General features: G+C 48.1%; 20 protein-coding genes. 5 read left to right on the top strand and 15 right to left on the bottom strand.

What is annotated here, in order from left to right:
* Positions 1-18: 18 nt before the first annotated feature.
* The 11 genes from AC3RCI_RS27365 to AC3RCI_RS27415 all read right to left on the bottom strand — a co-directional run bounded on the left by AC3RCI_RS27365 (position 19) and on the right by AC3RCI_RS27415 (position 9,099).
* Positions 19-777 (bottom strand): iron ABC transporter ATP-binding protein, encoded by a 759-nt coding sequence (locus AC3RCI_RS27365; protein ID WP_492471304.1) that lies wholly within the window; start codon positions 775-777, stop codon positions 19-21.
* Positions 771-1,739, bottom strand: coding sequence for an iron chelate uptake ABC transporter family permease subunit (locus tag AC3RCI_RS27370; protein WP_492527063.1), 969 nt, complete (start codon positions 1,737-1,739; stop codon positions 771-773). The genes AC3RCI_RS27365 and AC3RCI_RS27370 overlap by 7 nt, the downstream gene beginning before the upstream one ends.
* Complete coding sequence (locus tag AC3RCI_RS27375) at positions 1,736-2,689, bottom strand: ABC transporter permease (RefSeq protein WP_492527064.1); 954 nt, start codon at positions 2,687-2,689, stop codon at positions 1,736-1,738. Before AC3RCI_RS27375 ends, AC3RCI_RS27370 begins: the two co-directional genes overlap by 4 nt.
* A 244-nt stretch (positions 2,690-2,933) precedes the next feature.
* Entirely contained in the window at positions 2,934-3,269 is a 336-nt protein-coding gene (locus AC3RCI_RS27380; protein ID WP_095291051.1) for a hypothetical protein, read from the bottom strand.
* A gap of 54 nt (positions 3,270-3,323) precedes the next feature.
* Positions 3,324-4,025 carry a pirin family protein gene (locus tag AC3RCI_RS27385; RefSeq protein ID WP_492527065.1) on the bottom strand — a complete coding sequence of 234 codons (702 nt, stop codon included), beginning with the start codon at positions 4,023-4,025 and terminating at the stop codon, positions 3,324-3,326.
* 212 nt (positions 4,026-4,237) lie between these two features.
* Entirely contained in the window at positions 4,238-4,648 is a 411-nt protein-coding gene (locus tag AC3RCI_RS27390) for a DoxX family protein (RefSeq protein ID WP_492471300.1), read from the bottom strand.
* Positions 4,649-4,689: 41 nt separating this feature from the next.
* A complete protein-coding gene (locus AC3RCI_RS27395) occupies positions 4,690-5,550 on the bottom strand; it encodes a M56 family metallopeptidase (RefSeq protein WP_492527066.1) in 861 nt (286 codons plus the stop codon).
* A 1-nt stretch (position 5,551) separates the two neighbouring features.
* The gene (locus AC3RCI_RS27400) at positions 5,552-5,968 is read right to left on the bottom strand and encodes a BlaI/MecI/CopY family transcriptional regulator (protein WP_095291044.1); all 417 of its coding nucleotides are present in this window, start codon (positions 5,966-5,968) and stop codon (positions 5,552-5,554) included.
* A gap of 257 nt (positions 5,969-6,225) precedes the next feature.
* Positions 6,226-7,686, bottom strand: a complete 1,461-nt coding sequence (locus AC3RCI_RS27405; protein ID WP_492527067.1) for a catalase — start codon at positions 7,684-7,686, stop codon at positions 6,226-6,228.
* Between the two features lie 235 nt (positions 7,687-7,921).
* Complete coding sequence (locus AC3RCI_RS27410) at positions 7,922-8,728, bottom strand: winged helix-turn-helix domain-containing protein (protein ID WP_095291041.1); 807 nt, start codon at positions 8,726-8,728, stop codon at positions 7,922-7,924.
* Positions 8,704-9,099, bottom strand: coding sequence for a Fur family transcriptional regulator (locus tag AC3RCI_RS27415; RefSeq protein ID WP_127537336.1), 396 nt, complete (start codon positions 9,097-9,099; stop codon positions 8,704-8,706). The genes AC3RCI_RS27410 and AC3RCI_RS27415 overlap by 25 nt, the downstream gene beginning before the upstream one ends.
* A gap of 274 nt (positions 9,100-9,373) precedes the next feature.
* Here AC3RCI_RS27415 and AC3RCI_RS27420 point away from each other — a divergent pair, with 274 nt between their 5' ends.
* Positions 9,374-10,498 (top strand): GGDEF domain-containing protein, encoded by a 1,125-nt coding sequence (locus AC3RCI_RS27420; protein ID WP_336782256.1) that lies wholly within the window; start codon positions 9,374-9,376, stop codon positions 10,496-10,498.
* Positions 10,499-10,603: 105 nt separating this feature from the next.
* Here AC3RCI_RS27420 and AC3RCI_RS27425 read toward each other — a convergent pair whose 3' ends face one another.
* Positions 10,604-11,542: an aldo/keto reductase family protein gene (locus AC3RCI_RS27425; protein ID WP_492527068.1), complete on the bottom strand. Its 939-nt coding sequence runs from the start codon at positions 11,540-11,542 to the stop codon at positions 10,604-10,606.
* A 183-nt stretch (positions 11,543-11,725) separates the two neighbouring features.
* Positions 11,726-13,369 (bottom strand): GAF domain-containing sensor histidine kinase, encoded by a 1,644-nt coding sequence (locus tag AC3RCI_RS27430; RefSeq protein ID WP_492527069.1) that lies wholly within the window; start codon positions 13,367-13,369, stop codon positions 11,726-11,728.
* A 380-nt stretch (positions 13,370-13,749) separates the two neighbouring features.
* On the opposite strand from AC3RCI_RS27430, the gene AC3RCI_RS27435 reads away from it, so the two are divergent.
* The 3 genes from AC3RCI_RS27435 to AC3RCI_RS27445 all read left to right on the top strand — a co-directional run bounded on the left by AC3RCI_RS27435 (position 13,750) and on the right by AC3RCI_RS27445 (position 17,241).
* Positions 13,750-15,711: an anaerobic ribonucleoside triphosphate reductase gene (locus AC3RCI_RS27435; protein ID WP_492527070.1), complete on the top strand. Its 1,962-nt coding sequence runs from the start codon at positions 13,750-13,752 to the stop codon at positions 15,709-15,711.
* Positions 15,708-16,217 carry an anaerobic ribonucleoside-triphosphate reductase activating protein gene (gene nrdG, locus AC3RCI_RS27440; protein ID WP_492527071.1) on the top strand — a complete coding sequence of 170 codons (510 nt, stop codon included), beginning with the start codon at positions 15,708-15,710 and terminating at the stop codon, positions 16,215-16,217. Before AC3RCI_RS27435 ends, nrdG begins: the two co-directional genes overlap by 4 nt.
* A gap of 184 nt (positions 16,218-16,401) precedes the next feature.
* Positions 16,402-17,241 (top strand): methyl-accepting chemotaxis protein, encoded by an 840-nt coding sequence (locus tag AC3RCI_RS27445; RefSeq protein WP_492471293.1) that lies wholly within the window; start codon positions 16,402-16,404, stop codon positions 17,239-17,241.
* A 100-nt stretch (positions 17,242-17,341) separates the two neighbouring features.
* Here AC3RCI_RS27445 and AC3RCI_RS27450 read toward each other — a convergent pair whose 3' ends face one another.
* Both AC3RCI_RS27450 and AC3RCI_RS27455 read right to left on the bottom strand, forming a co-directional pair.
* Positions 17,342-20,161, bottom strand: a complete 2,820-nt coding sequence (locus tag AC3RCI_RS27450) for a glycoside hydrolase family 3 C-terminal domain-containing protein (protein WP_492527072.1) — start codon at positions 20,159-20,161, stop codon at positions 17,342-17,344.
* Between the two features lie 265 nt (positions 20,162-20,426).
* Positions 20,427-20,558, bottom strand: a complete 132-nt coding sequence (locus AC3RCI_RS27455; protein WP_336782265.1) for a hypothetical protein — start codon at positions 20,556-20,558, stop codon at positions 20,427-20,429.
* Here AC3RCI_RS27455 and AC3RCI_RS27460 point away from each other — a divergent pair.
* Positions 20,548-22,092 (top strand): FAD-dependent oxidoreductase, encoded by a 1,545-nt coding sequence (locus AC3RCI_RS27460; protein WP_492527073.1) that lies wholly within the window; start codon positions 20,548-20,550, stop codon positions 22,090-22,092. The two genes, AC3RCI_RS27455 and AC3RCI_RS27460, sit on opposite strands and share 11 nt — an antisense overlap.
* Positions 22,093-22,330 lie beyond the last annotated feature (238 nt).

The raw sequence follows: 22,330 nt of genomic DNA on the forward strand, positions 1-22,330 counted from the left end.
TATATTGGTTTTACTTTCTTACGAAAAGTACACACAAATCTTACGTCCATCGATCACCTGCACCGGAATATGCATGTCATATACCTGCTGTAATACTTCCGTATCAATGATGTCCTCCGTTTTACCTTCCTGAACGACCCGGCCCTCCTTGAGTGCAACAATATAATCGGAGTAGCAGGATGCAAAATTGATGTCATGAATGACAATGACTATCGTTTTGCCAAGCTCGTCCACCATTTTGCGCAGCACTTTCATAATCTGCACCGAATGTTTCATGTCCAGGTTGTTCAGCGGTTCATCCAGCAGGATATATTCGGTGTTCTGCGCAATAACCATGGCGATGTACGCCCGCTGCCGCTGTCCACCGCTGAGCTCGTCCAAATACCGTTTTCGGTACGGACCAAGATCCATATAATCAATGGCTTCCTGTACCCACTGGCGGTCTTCCGGCGTAAGCCGTCCTTGTGAGTAAGGGAAACGCCCGAACGCCACCAGATCCTCCACTGTCAGCCTGATATTGATATGATTGGATTGTTTGAGCACAGATATTTTCTTGGATAACTCCTTGCTCTTCCAGCCTTCAATTTCCTTGCCTTCAATCAGGACCTGACCGGTGTCTTTGCCAATGAGCCTGGTAATCATGGATAACAGTGTACTCTTGCCGGCGCCGTTTGGTCCGATAAAGGACGTGATCTTCCCTTTGGAAATATTCAGTGATACGTCATCCACTACCCGGACGCCGCCGTATTGTTTTGAGACATTTCTGACTTCTACCACGACTTACTCTCCTTTAGCAGCAAATAGATGAAATACACACCGCCTACAAAGTTGATAATGACACTTACGGTTGTAGAGAAGGTGAATACCCGTTCCACAATCAGCTGTCCGCCTACCAAGGCAACGACGGCGATGATGACCGAGCCCCAGATCAGCACGTTATGCCGGTGTGTCCGGAACACCTGATGAGCCAGATTCACCACCAGCAATCCCAGGAACATGATCGGACCTACAAGTGCAGTAGAGATGGACACCAGCACCATGACAACGAGCAGCAGCCGTTTGACGATATAGTGGTAATCCACACCGAGGTTCACCACATGATCCTTCCCAAGTGCCAGAACATCAAGATACTTGGTGAATTTCCGCGCATACAGCAGGATCAGAAGGATGGAAGCCATCGAAATGATCAACAGATCCGTATTTACATTGTTAAAACTGGCAAACATTTTGCCTTGCAGGATGAGAAATTCATTGGGATCAATCAGGACCTCCATGAAGGAGGACAGGCTCTGAAAGAGCGTTCCCAGAATCAGACCCACAAGCAGCAGCAGATAGATATTGCGCCCTCGTTCCCGCCTGAACATGAATTGATGCAGCAGCAGGGCAAAGAGGGTCATCAGCAGGACAGACACTGCAAAATTAAGATTTTTATTTACAAAGCTGATGTGACTGCTTCCAAATACAAACACCGCAAACGTCTGAAACAACATATACAGGGAGTCGAGTCCCATGATGCCAGGTGTCAGGATACGATTGTTGGTTATCGTTTGGAAGATGGCTGTTGAGTATGCAATACATGCTCCAGTGAGCACGATGGCCAGAATCTTCTTCCCCCGGCGCGGCAGGATATAATCCCAGTTGCCCCCGGACTGAATGACCAGAAACACACCAATCAGAATGAGCGCGGCTGCGATCAAGATGCCAAACTTTAGAGTATTCGCTGAAAATTTCATTCTCATGACCCATTTGCCTTTCTTCGAAGCAGTAAATACAGAAACAGCACACTGCCTACGACTCCCACTGTCAAACTGATGGACAGCTGATACGGATAAATAATCAATTGACCCAGAATGTCACAGACCAGAACGAATATCGCTCCAAGCACGGCCGTATGGGGCAGCGTGTCGCGCAAATTATCTCCCTTATACAGCGTGACAATGTTGGGCACCACCAGACCCAAAAACGGAATGGTTCCTACGGTGATAATGACCACAGCCGAGACCATGGCTACCAGAATCAATCCGAGGTTGACCACTCTCCGATACGCCAGGCCCAGGTTGGTAGCGAAGTCTTCTCCCATCCCTGCCAGTGTGAAACGGTTGGCGAAGAGATAGACGATAATCAGCAGTGGAATACTGATATAGATCAATTCATATCGGCCCTTCATGATGGTGGAGAAGTCACCCTGCAGCCAAGAGGAGATGTTTTGGATCAAATCGTTTTTGTAGGCAAAGAAGGTCGTCACCGAACTAACGATGTTACCGAACATCAAGCCCAGAAGAGCGATGTAGATCGTGTCCTTGAATTTGACCTTCTCGAGAATTCGCATAAAGATCAGCGTACCTGTCAGGGCAAAGGCGAAGGCGACCAGCATTTTTTGCAAAGAGGACGCTCCAGGGAACCACATCAGGGTCACCAGAATCCCAAGCCTTGCGGAATCCATGGTACCTGCTGTTGTAGGCGAAACAAACCGGTTGCGTGTCAGCTGCTGCATAATCAGACCGATAACGCTCATACTGATACCCGCGACCAGAATGCTGATCAGGCGTGGAAACCGGCTGACTTGCAGTACCTGCAGCTGTACTGGGGTCAAGTGGAATATATCCAGGGGCGAAATGTCCGAATTGCCGATAAATATGTAAACGATAGACAGAACAGCCAGTACGACCAACATATAACCTAACTTCATCTCTCTACTAAACCCCTCACCGATAGCCTTAAGACAACGTAATGACTCTATTCTCTAGCTTATGATATTGATATTCATTATCAATTGATATGAATTATATCTATATTAATTTCCAGATGTCAACCTTGTTTGGCTTCGCAATTTCTGGGATTTCCTAAAACAACCTGAAAGACGTCACATGCATATTGAAATAGACAAAAAGAAATAGGCCTTCCGGTATGGAAGACCCATCTAAGTATGAACATTAATCAGCGAAGTAATCTTCAGGCACATATCGAATCTCGGAATTCGCAAAAATTGTAAGGGTACCACGATCCTTATCGTATGCAACCCGGTCTCCTTGAACATAGTACCAGTGCTTCACGAGAGGCTGATCCTTGCGCTGTACGAAACGAAAGACGTTCAGCTCCTGCCTGAGATCAATGATCTGTTCCACGGTTGGATCATCCAAACCTGTAACGGTGAATACGAAGCCTTCGCCCTCTTTTTGGAACCGATAGGACAGGGAATCTGTTTTGCTATTTGCCAGACCTCGCCCGGTTACCCCATGTTTAACCATAAACCATTCCTGCTGTGCCATAGACGTTTATCCTCCCTTATTGCTCATGTCTATTAATGCTGCGTTCCACTCAAGTTAAGGCAAATCAATGAGCATGAAGAACGCATCCTCACTTGCCTGCAATTCCATGACCTGAGTCTGTTCTACCCTTGCTGTATCGCCTGCCGCCAAATCGTGCTCACCATTCAGTCCGAGTTTACCCTCAATCACAAAAATATACTGGCGGCGTCCCTCACCCTGCTTATATGTTAGTGCCTCACCTTTAGTCAAACGGCTTAGATATATGGTCATATCCTGATGAATGGATGCAACCCGCGGTCCGCCTTCAGGAGATACTACAGGCAAGAGCGCTCCCGTTAGTGCAGCAGGATCAAATGATGTCGTCTCATATGAAGGCTGCAGTCCCTTCGTCGTAGGCATGAACCAAAGCTGGAGCAAACGTACCTCTTCCGTATCGGACGCATTGTGCTCGGTGTGAATCATGCCGCTGCCCGCCGACATTCGCTGAATTCCCCCAAACGAGGTTACAGCTACATTGCCAAGATTGTCTTCATGGCGAAGCTTGCCATTCAGCACGATGGACACAATCTCCATGTCACTATGCGGATGTGCACCAAAACCACGTCCAGGTGCTATCACATCATCATTTGCTACCCTCATCGGTCCAAAAGCTGTGTTCTCCGGGTCCTGATATTCTCCAAAGGAAAAGCTGTGACTGCCGCGCAGCCAGCCTCGGTCGAAGCTGGCACGGGCTTCGGATGGAATGACATTAATCATAAAGCACATCCTCCTTGATGTTCTTATTTTTTTTCAGTAGCATACTTATTCTCATTGTACCAAAAGTTTAGGCTTGGCGTCCAAACCAAAAAAACCTTCTCCTGCCAGAGCAGTTCACAAGTATAATTACCCGCAAACCAATCTAGTAGGAAAAGGCTTCGCTGCAGGCCAAGCCTGCTTTTAATGAAATACATGCTTACAAACGGCGGGTCTTATGAGCTTGCATTCCGAACCTTACCTTGTCTGGCTATATATTGATCCACCGCCAGGAAGCGGCTGCCTGTAAATAGCAAGGTCAGGGAACCTGCCAGCGTCAGGTAATCAAATTCAGTACCACCAATAAATGGCTGATCTACTTTGGCCGTAAACAGAACCCCTGCCATCAAGATAATAAACAATGCAGCAAACACACGTGTTCCCAGTCCCAGAATCATCGCGGCCCCGCCGGCCAGCTCAATAATGGCTACAACGGATGCGAGAAATCCAGGGATGCCCATGCTCTCAAAAAGGCCTACCGCACCACTGATTCCACCTTCAAACTTGCTCCACCCATGCAATACAAAGATAAGACCGATCATGATTCTTAAGAAGAACAAGCCAATCTCTACACTCCTACTATTCATGTACATCTTCCTCCTTGGCATTAAAATGTGCCACATTCAAATTATCCGATCGACCAAACAAACAAAACAGACATCAACAGAAACACTGTCGCCGACATTAATATGGCGAACCACGGGAGAGCCAGCTCAACATCTTGTTCCGGATCTAGCAAACGAGAGATGCGCACATTCACCGACGTATCGGCAAACGAGGATTGCACAGCCATCTCCCGTACCCGCCATGGTTCAGGACAAGCGCGGATCAGTTTGAGCAAGGCACTGCCAATTCCCGCTGCATTTCCCGTACGTTCAATCGCTTCATTATCGGCTAAGATTTCGCGGACGATATGATATTGCTTTGAAGTATGCTTCAAAACAGGAATATACGGCATCATCATGGCAAACACCGACAGCAGCGTTGTCTTCAACGGATCACGGTGCCATAGATGATGGACTTCATGATAGACAACAGCTGCTTCTTCTTCAGCATCGAGCATACCGAGCAACCCCGTTGAGAGAACAATGTATGGCCTCCATAAACCAATCGTAAAAGCAATCGGTGACTGCTTGTCCACAACGATAAACCCCGGTTGTTTAAGATGACGATATTTGACCTCAAGAGCTCTGGACATCGCTTGGTTCTCGATCGCATGGAGCTTGCGTACGGCTGCTCGCGTCTTTATCATTCGATGCATGAACAGCCAGCCTGTTCCTCCAAAGGTTAGCACGACAAGCAGCATCAAAAAGTGGCCTACCGACAACCAGCCCATCCGGCTCATCCAGTGATTGCACAGCCAGAGCAGATTAAAGGGAATATCCCAGCCAAACAGTTTGTACATGGCGTACATAAACATTTGAATGAACACGAGTAGCGGAATGCCAAACCCGGCAGTAAACAACAGTTTCGAGCGGGCCTTCCACATATCAGTCGCTATCCTTTTTCCATTGTTTAATTTTCTGCTCCAGACGTTCAATCAACCCTGCATCGGCTTCATCCAGTGCATCCAGCATGTGACTCACTGCAAGTGCACCGAATTCGTCTACCAGTTCATGCGACAGCTCCTTCGATTGGTCGTTCATAAACTCCTCCTTGCTCTGTACAGGGTGATACAGTGACGTCCGGCCCTTCTGTGTTTTGCGAAGCAGCCCCTTGTCCACGAGCCGGTTCATAACCGTCATGACGGTATTGAAATTAACATCTTTATCTTGTTCAAGTGCTGTTTGCACCTCGCGGATGCTGCTGCCTGGACGCGCCCATAAGATATCCATAATCTTCGCTTCCAGCGGGCCAAAAAAACGATTCAGCCCACGCTCACCCACTTTAAAATTGTGTATTTTCATGTTCAGACACCCCTCACACTACCCATTGTAGTGCCATCAAACGAGAAGTCAACCTCTATGTCAGCTATTTATTGTAAATGATTTGTAAATTTGTTTTCCATTTCAGAATATCACTGGGATCATATATGAGAAGCCAGCTCGGCCGCAAAGACAGCAAAAAGACTGGACAATCCTGCATATCATGCAGTCATGCCCAGCCTCATCATATTAATTTTATTTCCTACATGCTATGAAAATATATTAATAATGTCTCTTATTTACGGTCTGCCGGATGGCATGTATGCCGAGATATCTACACCCAGTCCACGAGCCAGTCGGCCACCAAACTGTCCGTCAGCCTGGAAGAAGTGACATAATGCACGCATCTGCGTCTGGGCCGGAACACCTTTGAGGTCATTAATCAAATTATCAATCAGATTATTCTGTTCTTCGGCCGTGAAGGAACGGAACAGTTCACCTGCCTGCGTGTAATCATCCGTTTTCTCAATTTTCTCCCGTGTAACATGACCGTGCAGCGGCATCTGACTGTCCCGGTATGACGGATCTTCCTGCGGACTGCTGGAGGAGCTGTTCGGCTCATAGTTTACAGGGGACGGATCCTGATTCACATTCATGAGTCCATCGCGCTGATGGTTGCGAACCGGTGCATACGGGCAGTTCACCGGAATCTGCAGATAGTTTGGTCCAAGCCGGTGACGCTGGGTATCCGGATAGGAGAACAGGCGACCTTGCAGCAGTTTATCCTCAGATGGCTCAATCCCAGGCACCAATGCACTTGGGGAGAAAGCGGCCTGTTCTACTTCGGCGAAGAAGTTTTGCGGATTGCGATTCAGTGTCATGGTTCCTACCGTTTGAAACGGAATGATATCTTCCGGCCAGGTTTTGGTTGGATCAAGCGGATCAAATGAGAAATCATCCATCTGCTCAGGCTTCAGAAGCTGTACCTGCAGCTTCCACTGCGGATACTGGCCGTTTTTGATATGGTCATACAGATCCCGGGTAGCGTGGTTGAAGTCCTGTCCTTGCACTTCAGACGCTTCCTGACGAGAGAAGCCGCGCACACCCTGCGCAGACTCCCACTTATACTTCACGTAGTGGATCTCGCCTTGCGCATTAATCCATTTGAACGCGTGCACGCCGAATCCATCCATCTCACGGTAACTCGCAGGCGTACCCAGATCAGAGAACAACCACGTCATCATATGTGTGGACTCGGGTGAAAGGGTCATGAAATCCCAGTACCGTGCAGGGTCTTGAATATTCGTATCTGGCGCAGGCTTCAGGGAATGTACCATATCCGGGAATTTCATCGCGTCACGGATGAAGAATACAGGCAGATGGTTACCGACAATATCATAGTTGCCTTCCCGCGTGTATAGCTTGACTGCAAACCCGCGCGGATCACGCGCAGTCTCTGGCGAACCCGTCCCGTGAATTACCGTGGAAAAACGGACCAGTACAGGCGTTTCCGTTCCAGGCTCCTGCAGGAAATCTGCTTTGGTGAACTCTTTCATGCTGTTCTCCAGGGTAAATACCCCATGAGCACCCGCACCTCTGGCATGTACTACCCGCTCCGGAATACGTTCACGGTCAAAATGGGCAATCTTCTCGATCAAATGATAATCTTCAAGCAAAGTTGGTCCTCTTCTGCCTGCTGTGCGGGAGTTTTGGTTGTCACCCACGGGTGCTCCCTGATTGGTTGTCATACGTTCTGTCATATCAGAATCCTCCTCATGTTGGCCTCATGCCTGCTGTATCTATTATTTAAATCATATTCGTCATTACTATAAATATACATTTAGACTTGATCTAACTGTTAAAATGATTCTAACATGTCCCATAGAGCCTCTGCATGAGCTTCGCATGAGGTTATCATGAGTTTCCTGATCGTTTCATGAATGAAGGATGAACATATACATATGCCATAAATAACTGGAAATAAAAAAAAGCGGACTAATCCGCCAGGCGGTAGCCCACTCCTCTTACTGTAACAATATATTGCGGGGAAGCTGCGTTATCTCCAAGCTTTTTGCGCAAGCTTTTGATATGAACATCGACTACATTGCTTCCACCCGTAAAATCAGTCTCCCAAATATCGCTGAGCATCTCCTCCCGGGAAATGACAGCTCCTTTGGCATCAATCAGCTTCAGCAGCAGATCGTATTCCGTCTTCGTCAGGTGAATCCGCTCATTGTCCCGCTGAACACTCATCCGCTCCCGGTCCAGCCACAAGTCTTTGAAGCTGATCCGTTGTCCTTCCTCGGGCAAGAAGCCGCGCTTGGGGGTAACCGGACTATTGCCAATCATGCGCTGTACCCGGTACAGTGCTTCCTGCGGACGGGCTGGCCACACCAGCAGCTCTTCCTGAAGCATGGGTCCGCTTGCGCTCCCTATCATATTCTCGCCCACCAGATATAGGCAAGGTGCCATATGCTCTGCCTCCCGGTTCAAACGGCTGCTGATGCCAGCGAACGCATCAATCGTTCCAGCCACAGACAGATCATAGATCAACAGATCAAATACCAGCCGTTCATGAAGATCCGGTTCCCAGCGATGAAACACCAATACATCGAAGCAGCTGTCCGTCAATGCTTTGACCAGTTCATGAACCTGGCCTGGCATCGGACTGATCAGAATGACACGCCGTGTAACAGGACAAGCTTCCACAAAGGGGGCCGGATCAGCAAGAGCCGGCTTAACCCGCAGCGGCAAACGACGATCAGACATCCTGATTTTTACTTGATCCGTTTGTTTTTGCATTCCCCGCAGACACCTCCAAAGACCACATGAGCATGATCAATTGCATATCCGGTTTCCTCGGCCACCTGCTGCATCCATGCCGAAGGGACCTCTGTCATAACCTCATCCACTTTGCCACAGACTTCACACATAATATGCTGGTGGTCATCCATGCGGGCGTCATATCGGCTGGCGGTCTCACCCAGCTTAAGCTCCCGGATCAATTCCTTGTCTGTTAAATAACGCAGCGAATTATATACGGTGCCATAGGCCAGATTATAGCCTTGTTCGACCAGACGGTTCATCACGTCTGCAGCAGTCGGATGGTCTTCCGAGTGGCGTACTACATCATATACGGCCTGTCTTTGTATCGTCAGATTTAGAGTTTTCACGGCAATTCTCCTTTATTAATCCATTCCAGAATATATACAATGACACAGCAATCCATCGATCGCTATGATTCCCAGAAACATTAAAACAAATTTTGATTTAGATTAAGTATAAATCTTAATGTATAATGAAGTCAATACGAGTTCATTACCAGAAAACTTATATTAATAATAGACCATTTCCAGCAATCGAATTGCACATTTGCTATAATATGGTTCGCTACTGTGCTCTTTTTCAGATAAAATATAGTAATGTGCGTCAAAGGAGGGCTGTTCATTGTTAAGCACGTTCTTTATAAATATTTGTGTCATGATCACATTCATGTACATATCCGGAATTATTGCCAAATACTATAATATTCGTATCCCGTTCCCCTCATTACGTGTGCAGGTGATCGGCGGCTTCCTGTTTGGTATCTATGGTACTGTGCTGATGAACTATTCCTTCCCTCTCAATGAAGACACCATTGTGGATCTTCGCCATCTTGCGATTGTTACAGCCGCAGTATATCTAGGAGGTCTGGCATCAGTCATCTCTGGACTTGTCATCTCCATCCTGCGCATTGCCATATTTGGTCTATCGTCTCCAGCAATTGATGCCGGTTTCGTCATGACACTAATCGGTTTATCCGGTGTATATTTTGCCTATGCTTCCTGGTCGAGGTTAACCAAAATCATAACGATGAACCTGCTGGGGATTACACTAATATTCGTAATTCTGTTCTTAAACTCCAACAGCATGAATTCATTAATGAAAGTATATCCTTTACAAATGACGATATCTTTTGTCGGTGGGATCTTTATTTATTTTATCGCCGAATTTATTAATAAATCGAATGAGATGTTATTCCTTCTGGAACGCAGAGCATCCACAGACCACCTCACCAATCTCAGCAATCGCCGTCAGTTTGAGAAATCTCTGGAACTGCAGCTGGAGCGTGCCCGGGAAAACAGACAGAAGCTTTCCCTGCTCGTCATTGACATCGACCGTTTCAAAAAAGTGAATGATACGTACGGTCACAGTGCTGGAGACGCGGTTCTGAAACAGCTGGGGCAATTACTCATCGAACATTCGCGATCAGCTGACATGGTCTCACGAAACGGAGGCGAGGAATTTGCAATCCTGCTGCTGGACTGCGGTAATCATCAAGCCCTGGCCATTGCGGAATCCATTCGCCAGTCTGTTGAAAAGTATCTCTTCGCTCTGCCGGACGGCACAACCATTCGCCTGACCATTTCGATCGGTGTAGCCGTCTTTCCGGATCATTGCGACGAGCAGGATGACGCTGACTTCTTCGAGCAGGCAGACCGTGCATTATATGAAGCGAAAAATACCGGGAGAAATCGGGTCTGCGCCATTCCGAAGCGATCCAAGGTGCTTATTGGCAATCGTTTGTTCTAGCTTAAAACCCAAAAAGGATGTCCCGCAGTTAAGCCTAATAACGGCTGCGGGCATCCTTTTTTACGATTTAGTTTGCATAATTACGCCTTGAAAGGCTTCTAACCACTAAGACAAGATCTGCTCGATCTCTTCAATAATGGCTGAATCCAGTTTCACACCTGAAGCAGCAGCATTCTCCTTCACCTGCTCCGGACGGCTTGCCCCTACAAGTGCACTGGACACATTGTTTTGACGCAAAATCCATGCAAGTGCCAGCTGCCCAACCTTCAGATCCAGCTTGTCCGCTACTTCAATCAGCTGACGCACTTTTCCGATTTTGTCTGCATTGATCTTGCCTTCATCCCAGCCGAGCTTCGCCGCACGGGAGTTCTCCGGAAGATCTGAAGCTGAAGTGTACTTGCCGGTTAACAAGCCTTGTGCAAGTGGAGAATAGACCACTTGTCCGATACCCTTGCGCTCACCAAGTGGAATAATCTCCTTCTCAATATAACGGTCGAACATGTTATAGACCGGCTGATTGACCACGATATGATCGAGCAGCAGACGGTCAGCAGTACCGAGCGCTGCCTCCATCTGAGCAGCAGTCCATTGGCTTACGCCTACGTACAGCACTTTTCCCTGCCGAACCAGGTCATCCAGTGCCCGCAGCGTTTCTTCGATCGGTGTTTCCGTATGATAACGATGGCAATAGTAGATGTCCACATATTCCGCGCCTAAGCGTTTCAAACTGGCATCACATTGCTCCTTAATATGTTTGCGGGATAAGCCCTGGTCATTCGGACCGTCGCCCATTTTGCCGAACACTTTGGTTGCAAGAACATAGGAATCACGGGAATATGCCTTCAAAGTCTGCCCAAGCAGCTCTTCCGCCGCGCCGCGCTCGTATACGTTTGCTGTATCAAAAAAGTTGATACCTTCATCGAATGCGGTTTCAATCGACTTCACCGCATTTTCACGCTCCACATATCCTCCGTACGTCAGCCAGCTGCCCAAGCTGATCTCGCTTACTTTCAGTCCGCTTCCACCCAATCTGCGGTATTCCATTGAATGCACATCCTCCTCTAGATTAATTAGTATGGTTCTTACTTTTCTATTGTAACGTAACCAGCGTGGATGAAAAGGGATTTAACAAAAGAAAACGGATAAATAAACAGATCGGATTTGAGGCGCGCTCTTTCCGTATACAATAAAAAAGCGTACCTGATTAGGTACGCTGCTTATATTTTATTATGCCCGGTGCAATGTCGCGCTCAGTGCGTTCAGCAAGTCCAACTGTCTAACCGGCCTGGTTAAAACAGCATCAACGTTCCCCGCCTCCTGAGGATCCATATGCATTCCGTAGGGGATCAGGATGATAATGGGCAGTTGTTTTGCCATTCCCTTTAATTCATGAATAAACTTCATGGCCTTGTCTGGCTCTAACCCCATGTCAATAACCGCAATTTCAGGCTCAAATCCATCTTCCATCCATTGTTTTGCCTGGCTCGTGTCTGATGTCATGCTCACATCCATCTGCCACCTGCCCATGAGGGAAGATACCCCCTGCAGAATATCAGGAGCTTTGACCAGCAGTACCGTTTTACCTTTCAATCGCTCTTGAATGCCTGTAAGCTGCGGAAGTTCCCAGTGCTTCATCAGGGGCAGCCTGATCTGAAATTCCGTCTCCTCTTCACCCAGGCTGCTCACCTCAATACAGCCATGCATGAGAATGGCGAGATTTTGGCTGACGGCCAAACTGAGGTTGGTACCCACAAGCTTTTGAATGCTGACATTTCCGTCCAGTGTATTAAACGCCTGCAGTTTTTTGTCCGATGTCAGCATCCGACCTGTATATTTGATATGAAGCAGCAACGTACCCGCCTCATCCACATTCTGACCATCTACGACTGCCGTAACGAGCACAGAACCTGTACGCGTGGAATCAATGGCATATTTCAGCACATTTGCGAGCAGCTGACCGATTTTGACCTCATCTCCCACGAACACCTGAGAGATGTTCATTTCAAGGTTCAGACCCAGCTCGATTCCTTTCTCCATCGCCAGCCCGGCATGCAGATACACGGTGCTCTCAATAGTAGAAACCAGATCAAAGGGATCATCATGAACTACCGTTCTACCTGTTTCATTAATATTAAAGTTCATTATATTATTCAGCAAAGACAGGAGGATGTTGCCACTGGTCTCGATCATGTCCACATATTCCACATGCTCTTCAGGCATATCCGGTGTACGCATCAGATCGGTTAAACCAAGAATACCATTGAGCGGGTTGCGAATCTCATGACTCATTAGCGCAATCATCTGCGCCTTCGTCATCGCTTCCGATTCTGCACGCTCCTTCTCCATCTGCAGCTGTTGCTTCAGCTGCTCCGTATCGTTAAGTTTCTGTTTCTGCACAAGTAAATTATTTTCCAAGTCAACGACATATCCAAGAAATACAGCCATGGCGTTCAACGTCTTCATATCTGTCTCACTGATGATATAGTCCGGCTTGTCCATTAAACAAATCGTCCCAAAGGTTTCACCCGAACGCCGCATAATGGGTATGCCCACAAAAAAACGGTTACCGAGCGCCTTGGTTACATCCATTGAGCAAGTCAGCGGATGTGCTGCAGTATCCGTTATGGTCAGGTTTTCTTTCGTATTTCGCAGTACCAGACTGCAGTAGGAAGAATCAAATGGAAGTTCACTTCCACTAACAACAAGTTCCTCATTTCGATTGAAAGCTTCCAAAATGACATTGGTCATCCCATCATTGGTGGCTACGAAGATGGTATTAACCTTCAATATGCCGCTTAACACGTCCACGATGTGGGACGCTGCTTCCTGTACATTTTCATAGAAGCCTCTAGTAATCCCTGCCGTTCCCATGATCCACCCCTCAAATCTTAGCTGTATTTCTACATCTCTATTTCAAAATGAATCTGTCCTGTATATGAGGGTCAAATTTCTCAAGTTAACTGTCACAACATGTACATATATGTTTACCACCATAGAAGTCCAAGAGAATCATAGTATATGAAAACCGCACTTACCTAGTGCAGCATAAATAGGAATTATACTCTTCCCGGTTCACTTTGAAAACCTTTATCCACTCCTTCCGATGCAGCTCCTTCTGGTAGAAGGTAACTATGTGAGAATGATCACACCCAAAAATCCACATATAGTTTATAAATGGATAATGCGAATCTACATATAGTATTTAGTTGAAATAACCGATAATAAAAATCAATATTTGGGAGGAATCTCACATGAACCTGCTTGAGTATGCCACTCCACCGGCATCCGATCTATTATCCGACCTGGGAAGACGAATTATTGGCGCAGAAGACGCGGACACACTGAGGGAGAACGCTAACCTCAATGGCGATTCGTTCAGCGGCAAGATGAGCAGGCTCGGCTCGGAGACGGCCAAGAGGCATGCTCTTCGTCATGTGCTGCCGGAAGAGCTTGCTGCATCTGTGGAGAATGGAGACCTATATGTGCATGATCTCGATCAGTATGCACTTGGAACAACCAACTGCATCTTTATTCCTTTTGACCGACTGTTAGCATCCGGCTTCAATACGGGTAACGGCTCCGTGCGTACCCCGCAGACCATCATGTCGGCAATGGCGCTCGTCGCCATCATATTTCAATCACAGCAAAACAGTCAGTACGGCGGGGTATCGGCTAACAAAATCGACTGGGATCTGGCTCCTTATGTACAGCGCTCCTTCCGCAAGCATTATCGCAAAGGACAGCGTTTGCTTGGAGAGCACACACAGATTGACGACGAGCATCTGCACCTGGATAGTCCAGTGGCACGAGAAGCATGCCCGCGTGCTTTTGCTTTTGCCTGTGAGGAAACAGAACTGGAGACCGGACAGGCTGCCGAATCCCTGATTCACAACCTGAACACCATGAGCAGCCGGGCAGGTGGACAGATTCCTTTTACCTCGCTGAACTATGGACTATGCACATCAGCCGAAGGCAGGCTTGTATCCCGTTCCCTGCTGGAAGCAACCATTCGCGGTCTTGGCGGCGGGGAGACCCCCGTGTTTCCACAGCATATCTTTCAGTGCAAGCAAGGAATTAACCAGACTCAAGGGGAACCCAATTACGACTTGTTCCGTCTAGCCGTGACTTGCTCTTCCCGGCGCATGTATCCGAATTTTGTCAACGTGGATGCATCATTCAACCTGCCTTATTATCGTCCTGAAGATCCGGATACCATCATCGCCACCATGGGATGCCGTACACGTACGCTGGCAGACCGCTTCGGACGAAATCGGCAGAGCGGTAAAGGCAACCTTTCGTTCAATACCATCAATCTGGTCAAACTCGGCATTCGCTATGGCATCTGTCAGGGTGCACGGGCCGTCGCCGACCGTACGGGGTTCTATAACGCTCTCGAAGAGGTGATGGAACGCGCTGCTTCCGGACTGCTGCACCGCTATCGTATCCAAACAGCACAGCCTGCCAAGGCATCTGACTTCATGATGCGGGAAGGCGTGTGGGAAGGCGGTGAGCAGCTCGCACCAGATGAACCGGTAGCCGAACTGTTGAAGCATGGCACCTTGTCCATTGGTTTTATCGGGCTTGCCGAATGCATGACCGCTCTGTATGGCCGGCACCATGGACAGGACCCTCATATCCACCGTGAGGCGTTGAACGTTATCCGCACCATGCGTGAATTCTGTGATCACATGAGTGAACGGCATAACCTGAATGTTACGCTGTTCGCCACGCCTGCCGAAGGGTTATCCGGCAAGTTCACCAAGATTGACCGCGAGCGATATGGCCTCATTGCTGGGGTTAATGACCGGGAATATTACACCAATTCATTTCACATTCCGGTCTATTACACCCTGCCAGCTTACCGTAAAATTGAACTAGAGGCTCCCTTCCATACGCTATGTAATGCCGGAGCCATATCCTATGTTGAATTGGATGGAAATGTACGGGCCAATACCATTGCCTTCCAGCGGATTGTTCAATATGCACTCGCACAGGATATTGGGTATTTCTCCATTAATCACCCGATTGACCGCTGTCCGGCATGCGGATATGAAGGTGTCATTGGTGATGTATGTCCTGGGTGTGAGGCACACGAGGACCACGTGCACTTTCAGCGATTGCGCCGGGTCACCGGTTATCTTACCGGCGACTACAAGGTGCGCTTCAATTCCGCGAAACAGGCAGAAGTGCGGGATCGGGTGAAACACAAGTGAATCTGTACGGTTATATTCCCGAGTCTGTAAATGAAGGACCTGGTCTGCGAGCTGTCATCTTCATCAGCGGTTGCCGTCATGCCTGCCCAGGATGCTTCAGTCCGGAATCATGGAGCTTTCGGGCAGGGGAACAGTTCACCGCAGAGCGGCAGCAGCAGATTTTGCAGGAGGTAACTGCCCATCCCCTGCTGGATGGGATTACATTATGCGGAGGTGATCCGTTTTTCTCAGCAGAGGAATGCCTCCCTTGGGTTCGCCGTTTCCGCGATGCATGCCCTGACCGGACAGTGTGGGCCTATACGGGATTTACCTATGAAGAGCTTGTTGCAGATCCGATACGGGCTGAACTGGCTCGGCTGTGTGATGTCATTGTAGATGGTCCCTACGTGGCTTCTGAACGGGATGTGTCCTTACCTTTTCGGGGAAGCCGTAATCAGCGCTTGGTGGATGTGCAGGCAACGTTAAGAGACCAACAAATTGTTATAGTGAGCCTTGAACCGTTATAGCATGATCCCAATCAATATTCTCATTGAAAATACGCAGAGGATGAATTGCGTGTATTTTCGGTGAGATTTTTTTGGTTTTCACTACTCACTTCTTTCTTGCATGTCGATATACTATATAGGTGGTTACTAAAATAAACTTTGGTACTTTTCTATATTAAACATTTTAGGAGGCATTTACCCAATTATGGATATTATTCAAGCACTCATTACATGCATGCCATTTTTCCGCGATACCATACGCCAGGATGTAACCCTTTCCATCATTGATCGAGAGAAGTTCCTGTACTTTTCTGCAGGAGAGTCCTTAAAGCAATTGGAATTCAAAGCGGGAGATCCTTTGCTTGAACCCAATCGTAATTTTGCCGATCTGAAAGGCACTACGGAGAAACAATTCGATCATTACCCCAAAGAATTATTCGGTGTTCCATTTGATGTATCGTATCTGCCGATCAAAAACGATCAGGGTGAGGTCATTGCCATATTCAATCTGCTCTACAGCATGGACGACCAGGCTCAGTTACAGCAGCTCATGGAAGCGACAGAGCATCTGACCAATCAGCTTATTGATAGCGTGCAGCATGTGGCTGCACATTCCGAGGAGCTGAGCGCCACGACCGAGGAAATTCGGAATAACTCCAAACAAGCTGTACAGAAATCAGGAAACGTAACTCAGGTTGCAAGCTTCATTCGGGAAATTTCCGAACAAACCAACCTGCTCGGGTTAAACGCAGCCATTGAGGCTGCCCGTGTAGGCGATGCAGGAGCAGGATTCGGCGTCGTTGCAAAGGAAATCCGCAAACTGTCTGTAGATACCAAGCAAGCCACCACCCAAATTGAAGAATCCCTCCTCTCTGTCCGGCAATCCATTCAAATGATGGAAAATGAGCTTGGAGAGATTACCGCCAGCTCGCAGGAACAGGCGGAACTCGTCAACAATTTCATGAGTACCATTGAACAGCTGAATGAAACCAGCCAGCAACTGAAACAATTCGTGAACAAACTGATTACGTTTGACGGCAAATAATATACATATCAATACTCAAGTCGAAAAGCCCCCGAATCTGATCCGGAGGCTTTCTTCTATCAATTATTCAATATGCGGTAAGCTCATTCTATCCGTTTAGTTAGCGAATCTCAAAATGACTTATGCGTACACCTGCAGACAATACAAGATAGATGTCCCGCTCGCCTACTGCACCTTGAAGATCGGCTTTCACCGTAGACCATTGCTGTGCACCACTTTGGGCAATATCGACACGTCCTGCCAGTGTTCCATCTGCTGCGTCCAGACGAACTTCAAGTGCTGCACCAGACTGTTCTGACGATACACGTGCTTCAATGACTACGGCATGATCACCCAGATCGGCGTCTTTGAAAGCAATCCATCCTTGTTCACCCGTTACGCGGACAGAAGTTCCACCTTCTTTGCTCTCATCTAGATCCACACCAAAGTAAGCATCATAATTCTCAGCACGGGTCACCACGCTCAAATTACGGGCAGGGATCGTTTCACCATCGACCGTCAGATCAGCAACAAGCTGAATATCGGATGACGATTTGCCGACCATGATCGAATACGTTCCTGCTTCAACCACATAACGATCACGGGTGACATCCCAGATGGCCAGTTCCTGTACTGGCAAGTTGAAACTCACTTTTACGGTTGCGCCAGCTTCAACATGGAGACGACGGAATCCTTTTAACGTTTTGAGTGGACGTTTCACCCGGGATTTGCCGGCGCGTACATACAACTGTACCACTTCATCACTGGCAAGGGTTCCGGTGTTGGTTACGTCGACGGTTACTTTGACCGTTCCTTCTGTTCCCGCTTGGTCAGGATTCAACACCAGGTTGCTGTATTTGAACGCAGCGTACGTTAATCCATGTCCGAATGGATACAGTACATTGCCTTCAAAATACTGATACGTACGTCCGGATTGGATGATGTCATAGTCCTTGATATCCGTTAACTGATCTGCGGATTGCACCCACGTCATGTTCAGACGGCCTGCTGGTGCGTAATCTCCGTAGAGCACGTCGGCGATAGCCGTACCCAGTTCCTGTCCTGCATGGGAAGTGTACAATACAGCCGGGATGTTCTCTTGAACCCAATTGGATGTGAACGGGTAACTGCCCACAATAACCACAATGGTGTTCGGATTGGCCGCATAGACAGCCTCAACCAGACGTTGTTGGGATTCCGCCAGATCCAGGCTTGGACGGTCAATCTCTTCCTTCCCGTTCACAAGCGGATTGTTCCCGACAAATACAATGGCCGTTTCTGCTTCTTTCGCTGCTGCTACTGCTTCATCCAACCCGTTCACAACAATGTCCTTCTTAAACGTCTCGGTCGCACCAAAAGACTTCAGCTCTTCCGACACGGCAAATGCGCCGTTTCCACCATTTGGCGCGGTAACCGTTTTGCCATTCCATGTTGTCAGACCAACACTACCATCTTCCTGCGGAAGCAAGTGGAATACTTCCTTCACGAACCAGCCATACACTTCATCTGCTGAAGCCGTTACCGTTTCTTCATCCGTGGTCACATATTTGCCATTGCTTTCTGCCTGCAGAGTCAGACTGCCGAAGCCCCAATCCGTCAGCGTGAACGTCTCTGCTTCTCCCGATGCAATGAGTGGTGACTTCTCACCTTCAGCCAGTCCGATTGCTTTTCCATTCGCTACCGAAGTCAATGTAATCCGGTCGTTTCCATCCTTGAATGCAACCTTATCGCTGCCTACCTTGCCGCTGATCGCCTCAAGCGGAGATACGCTGTAAGGCATGGTGCCAGCGTACCAGTCACGGTAAACGGTGCCGCCCAGCTGACCAATGACAGCCACTTTGCCTGATTTTGTTTTATCCAGCGGCAGGGTGCCTTTATCGTTTTTGAGCAATACAACCTGTTCTCTTGCTGCTCTTAGCGACAGGGCCTTCGCCTTCTCTGTCATCATCGCTTCTTCACCAATGGACGCATACGGATTGCCTTCAGCCGGATCAAACTCCCCCAGACGGAAACGTACACGGAAGGTATTGAACAATGCCTGGTCGATATCTTCCATTGTTAGCGTTCCTTGTTCAAGGCCTTCGCGCAGTGCTTGCTTGGACAGATCCGCATCATCGGTAATGCTGTCGATTCCCGCTTTTACGGACTCCACCGTGCCCGGTGTATGAGAATCATAGTACTTATGATCGTTCTTGATCCCCATCACATCACCTGCATCGCTGACGATGAAACCATCCATACCCCACTCGCCTTTGACAATTTCGTTCACAAAAGGATGAAGCAGCGCCGGCGTACCGTTAATGGAGTTATACGCGGTCATCATCGACTGCGCACCGCCTTCTTTGAACGGCTTCTCGAATGCCTTCAGATAATATTCACGCATGTTGCGTGGATCAATGCTCGATGAGCCGCTTCCGCGATCCACTTCATTATTGTTGGCAAGGAAGTGCTTGAGCGTTGCAACAGCCTTGTAATATTTCGGATGATCTCCCTGAATGCCCTTAACCAGTGCTGTGGTAAGTTCGGCAGTCAGTTCGGGATCTTCGCCATAAGCCTCTTCATTGCGGCCCCAACGCGGGTCACGTTCCATATCAACTGTAGGTGCCCACAGGGTGAGACCATTCACAGCCGGATTGCGTTTGTAGAACACGCGCGCCTCGTCCCCAATGACAGAACCGATTTCCTTCATAAGTTCCGCATCCCATGTGCAAGCAAGTCCAACAGGCTGCGGGAAGGATGTAGCTTCGCCAAGCCATGCCAGGCCATGAGCGGCTTCCGTTCCGTGTTTATAAGCAGCAATACCCAGGCGTTCTACCGCTGGCTGGTATTGCAGCATGGATTCGATCTTTTCATCTTCTGTCAGACGGGATACCAGGTCTTTAACCCTTGCGTCCAGTTCGAGCGTTGCATCCTGAAATGGATATTTGGTTTGATTAGTCATGGGTTGAAATCTCCTTTGCACTTCAGATCGTTTATTGGCTAATGATAGCGAATACATAAAATGTAATGAACACTGTGCACTCCGATAAATCTTCGACTCGTTTTATATAGATAAAAACATTGTTAAATCAGCGTTTATACATCTGCACACGTTACCTTTTCACATTTACTAAAACGGTTTCGATAATCTTATCATAATGCATGTCTGACAAAAAAAATAGGGGGCCTCTTCAGGAAAATGTGAACAATGATTAGTAAAGTCTCTGCTACCTCGTTTTATTCTGACGCAGTGTGGCAATCATGGATAGGAGTACATCCCCTTCGCGCTTACGTGGGATACGAACCATTTCAGTTTTGACCTGAAGAAAGATCAAGGAGGACAATTGAATGAGCAACAATCAACAGCCCCCTACGGGCCTGCCCCCCATACCGGAATCCATCTGGAGGGCCACTCATGAATTTGATACCTACCCGAAGCTTACTGAAGATATCAGTGCAGATGTAGCCATTATTGGTGCAGGGATTGCAGGCATCACAACAGCCTATCTGCTTGCCCAAACCGGGATGCGTGTTGTGGTGCTGGAAGCCGGGAAAGTATTGGATGGTACAACCGGACATACAACAGCCAAGGTTTCTGCGCAGCATGGGGTCATTTTCGATGAACTGCTTCACCACTTCGGAAAAGAACAGGCACGCATGTATTATGAAGGCAATGCTGAAGCTGCCAACTGGATGCGCAATCTCGTAAAAGAGAAGCAGATCGATTGCCAGTGGGCAGAAGAAGATGCCTATGTGTACATTCAATCCGAAGATAATCTGAAAAAGCTGGAGATTGAGCTCACCGCTTACGGCAAGCTGAACATTCCAGGTCAGTGGGTTGATCCGCTTCCGATTCAAGTTCCATCGAGAGCAGGCATTAAGATGCCTGGTCAAGCTCGCTTTGACCCTCTCGCCTATTTACACCATTTGCTTGATGCTGCCGTCAAACAGGGAGTGCAGATCTATGAGCATACAACGGTCACCGACGTGGAGGAAGATGCTTCACTTCATGTGCGGACTTATGGTAATGGTCCATCCGTGACTGCAGAACATGTTGTTGTAGCCTCCCACTTTCCGGTGTATGACCCCGGTTTTTATTTCACAAGGTTGCACGCCGAGCGTTCTTATGCGGTTGCAGTAGAACCTCAAAAGCCCTATGTCGGCGGCATGTACCTCTCGGATGATGAGCCAGCCCGTTCCCTACGTAAGGTGCTCCATGAAGGAAAGGAACTCATCCTTTTCGGCGGGGAGAACCATAAGACCGGACAAGGAATCTGCACCTATGGTCATTATGAACGCCTCGAGCGCTTCGCAGAAGAAACGTACGGCATCCGCAGCATTCCATTCCGCTGGTCTGCCCAGGATCTGATATCCATTGATAAAGTGCCTTATATAGGACCGATTACCGGAAGGCATGAACGAGTTTATGTCGCTACCGGGTTCGCCAAATGGGGCATGACCACTGGAACGATGGCCGGACACATCCTGGCAGATCGTATCACCGGTCGTGACAACCCCCATGCCGCTGTCTTCGATCCAGCCAGATTCAAGACAGATCCTGGTGTAAAAAACTTTATTATCGAAAACGCGAATGTAGCGAAAGAGTTGATCTCCGGAAAAGTAGGCATCGTTCACAAGGACGTCAGCGAGATCGGCAATGACGAAGGTGCCGTTGTTCGTCATAACGGCAAACGAGCCGGTGCTTACAAGGACACCAGCGGCAAACTATTTTTGGTCGATACAACCTGCACGCATCTAGGTTGCGAAGTGGAATGGAATGAAGGAGAACGCTCGTGGGACTGCCCTTGCCACGGTTCCCGCTTCGACTTTGCAGGAAAAGTGATTGAAGGACCTGCCGTCAAAGATCTTAAAGTGCTTGAAGCTGCAGAATAAACAGAAAAGATTCAGTTTACAGACCCGGGTGGTCCTCCGTCTTCAGACGGAGGCATCAGACCCGGGTTTTGCGTATGCTGTTCTTATGAGAAATCGATAAGGCAGCACTCATCACTTGGCCTTCATTCAAGGCCGATTCGTGATCCGGAACTATTTTAAAATCACTACCTTGCAATATACAGTACTGAGTGCTATTATGATTTCATAACTACTGATCAATACACACTAGTGATTGAAG

The organism is Paenibacillus sp. MT124 (assembly GCF_058792755.1).

Coding starts and splice junctions, on each gene's coding strand:
- AC3RCI_RS27385 (WP_492527065.1), bottom strand. CDS start 4,025: ATGATTAATGTCATTCCATCCGAAGCCCGTGCCAGCTTCGACCGAGGC.
- AC3RCI_RS27450 (WP_492527072.1), bottom strand. CDS start 20,161: ATGACTAATCAAACCAAATATCCATTTCAGGATGCAACGCTCGAACTG.
- AC3RCI_RS27405 (WP_492527067.1), bottom strand. CDS start 7,686: ATGACAGAACGTATGACAACCAATCAGGGAGCACCCGTGGGTGACAAC.
- AC3RCI_RS27370 (WP_492527063.1), bottom strand. CDS start 1,739: ATGAGAATGAAATTTTCAGCGAATACTCTAAAGTTTGGCATCTTGATC.
- AC3RCI_RS27425 (WP_492527068.1), bottom strand. CDS start 11,542: ATGGAATACCGCAGATTGGGTGGAAGCGGACTGAAAGTAAGCGAGATC.
- AC3RCI_RS27430 (WP_492527069.1), bottom strand. CDS start 13,369: ATGGGAACGGCAGGGATTACTAGAGGCTTCTATGAAAATGTACAGGAA.
- AC3RCI_RS27460 (WP_492527073.1), top strand. CDS start 20,548: ATGAGCAACAATCAACAGCCCCCTACGGGCCTGCCCCCCATACCGGAA.
- AC3RCI_RS27390 (WP_492471300.1), bottom strand. CDS start 4,648: ATGAATAGTAGGAGTGTAGAGATTGGCTTGTTCTTCTTAAGAATCATG.
- AC3RCI_RS27400 (WP_095291044.1), bottom strand. CDS start 5,968: ATGAAAATACACAATTTTAAAGTGGGTGAGCGTGGGCTGAATCGTTTT.
- AC3RCI_RS27380 (WP_095291051.1), bottom strand. CDS start 3,269: ATGGCACAGCAGGAATGGTTTATGGTTAAACATGGGGTAACCGGGCGA.
- AC3RCI_RS27445 (WP_492471293.1), top strand. CDS start 16,402: ATGGATATTATTCAAGCACTCATTACATGCATGCCATTTTTCCGCGAT.
- AC3RCI_RS27410 (WP_095291041.1), bottom strand. CDS start 8,728: ATGCAAAAACAAACGGATCAAGTAAAAATCAGGATGTCTGATCGTCGT.
- AC3RCI_RS27395 (WP_492527066.1), bottom strand. CDS start 5,550: ATGTGGAAGGCCCGCTCGAAACTGTTGTTTACTGCCGGGTTTGGCATT.
- AC3RCI_RS27375 (WP_492527064.1), bottom strand. CDS start 2,689: ATGAAGTTAGGTTATATGTTGGTCGTACTGGCTGTTCTGTCTATCGTT.
- AC3RCI_RS27435 (WP_492527070.1), top strand. CDS start 13,750: ATGAACCTGCTTGAGTATGCCACTCCACCGGCATCCGATCTATTATCC.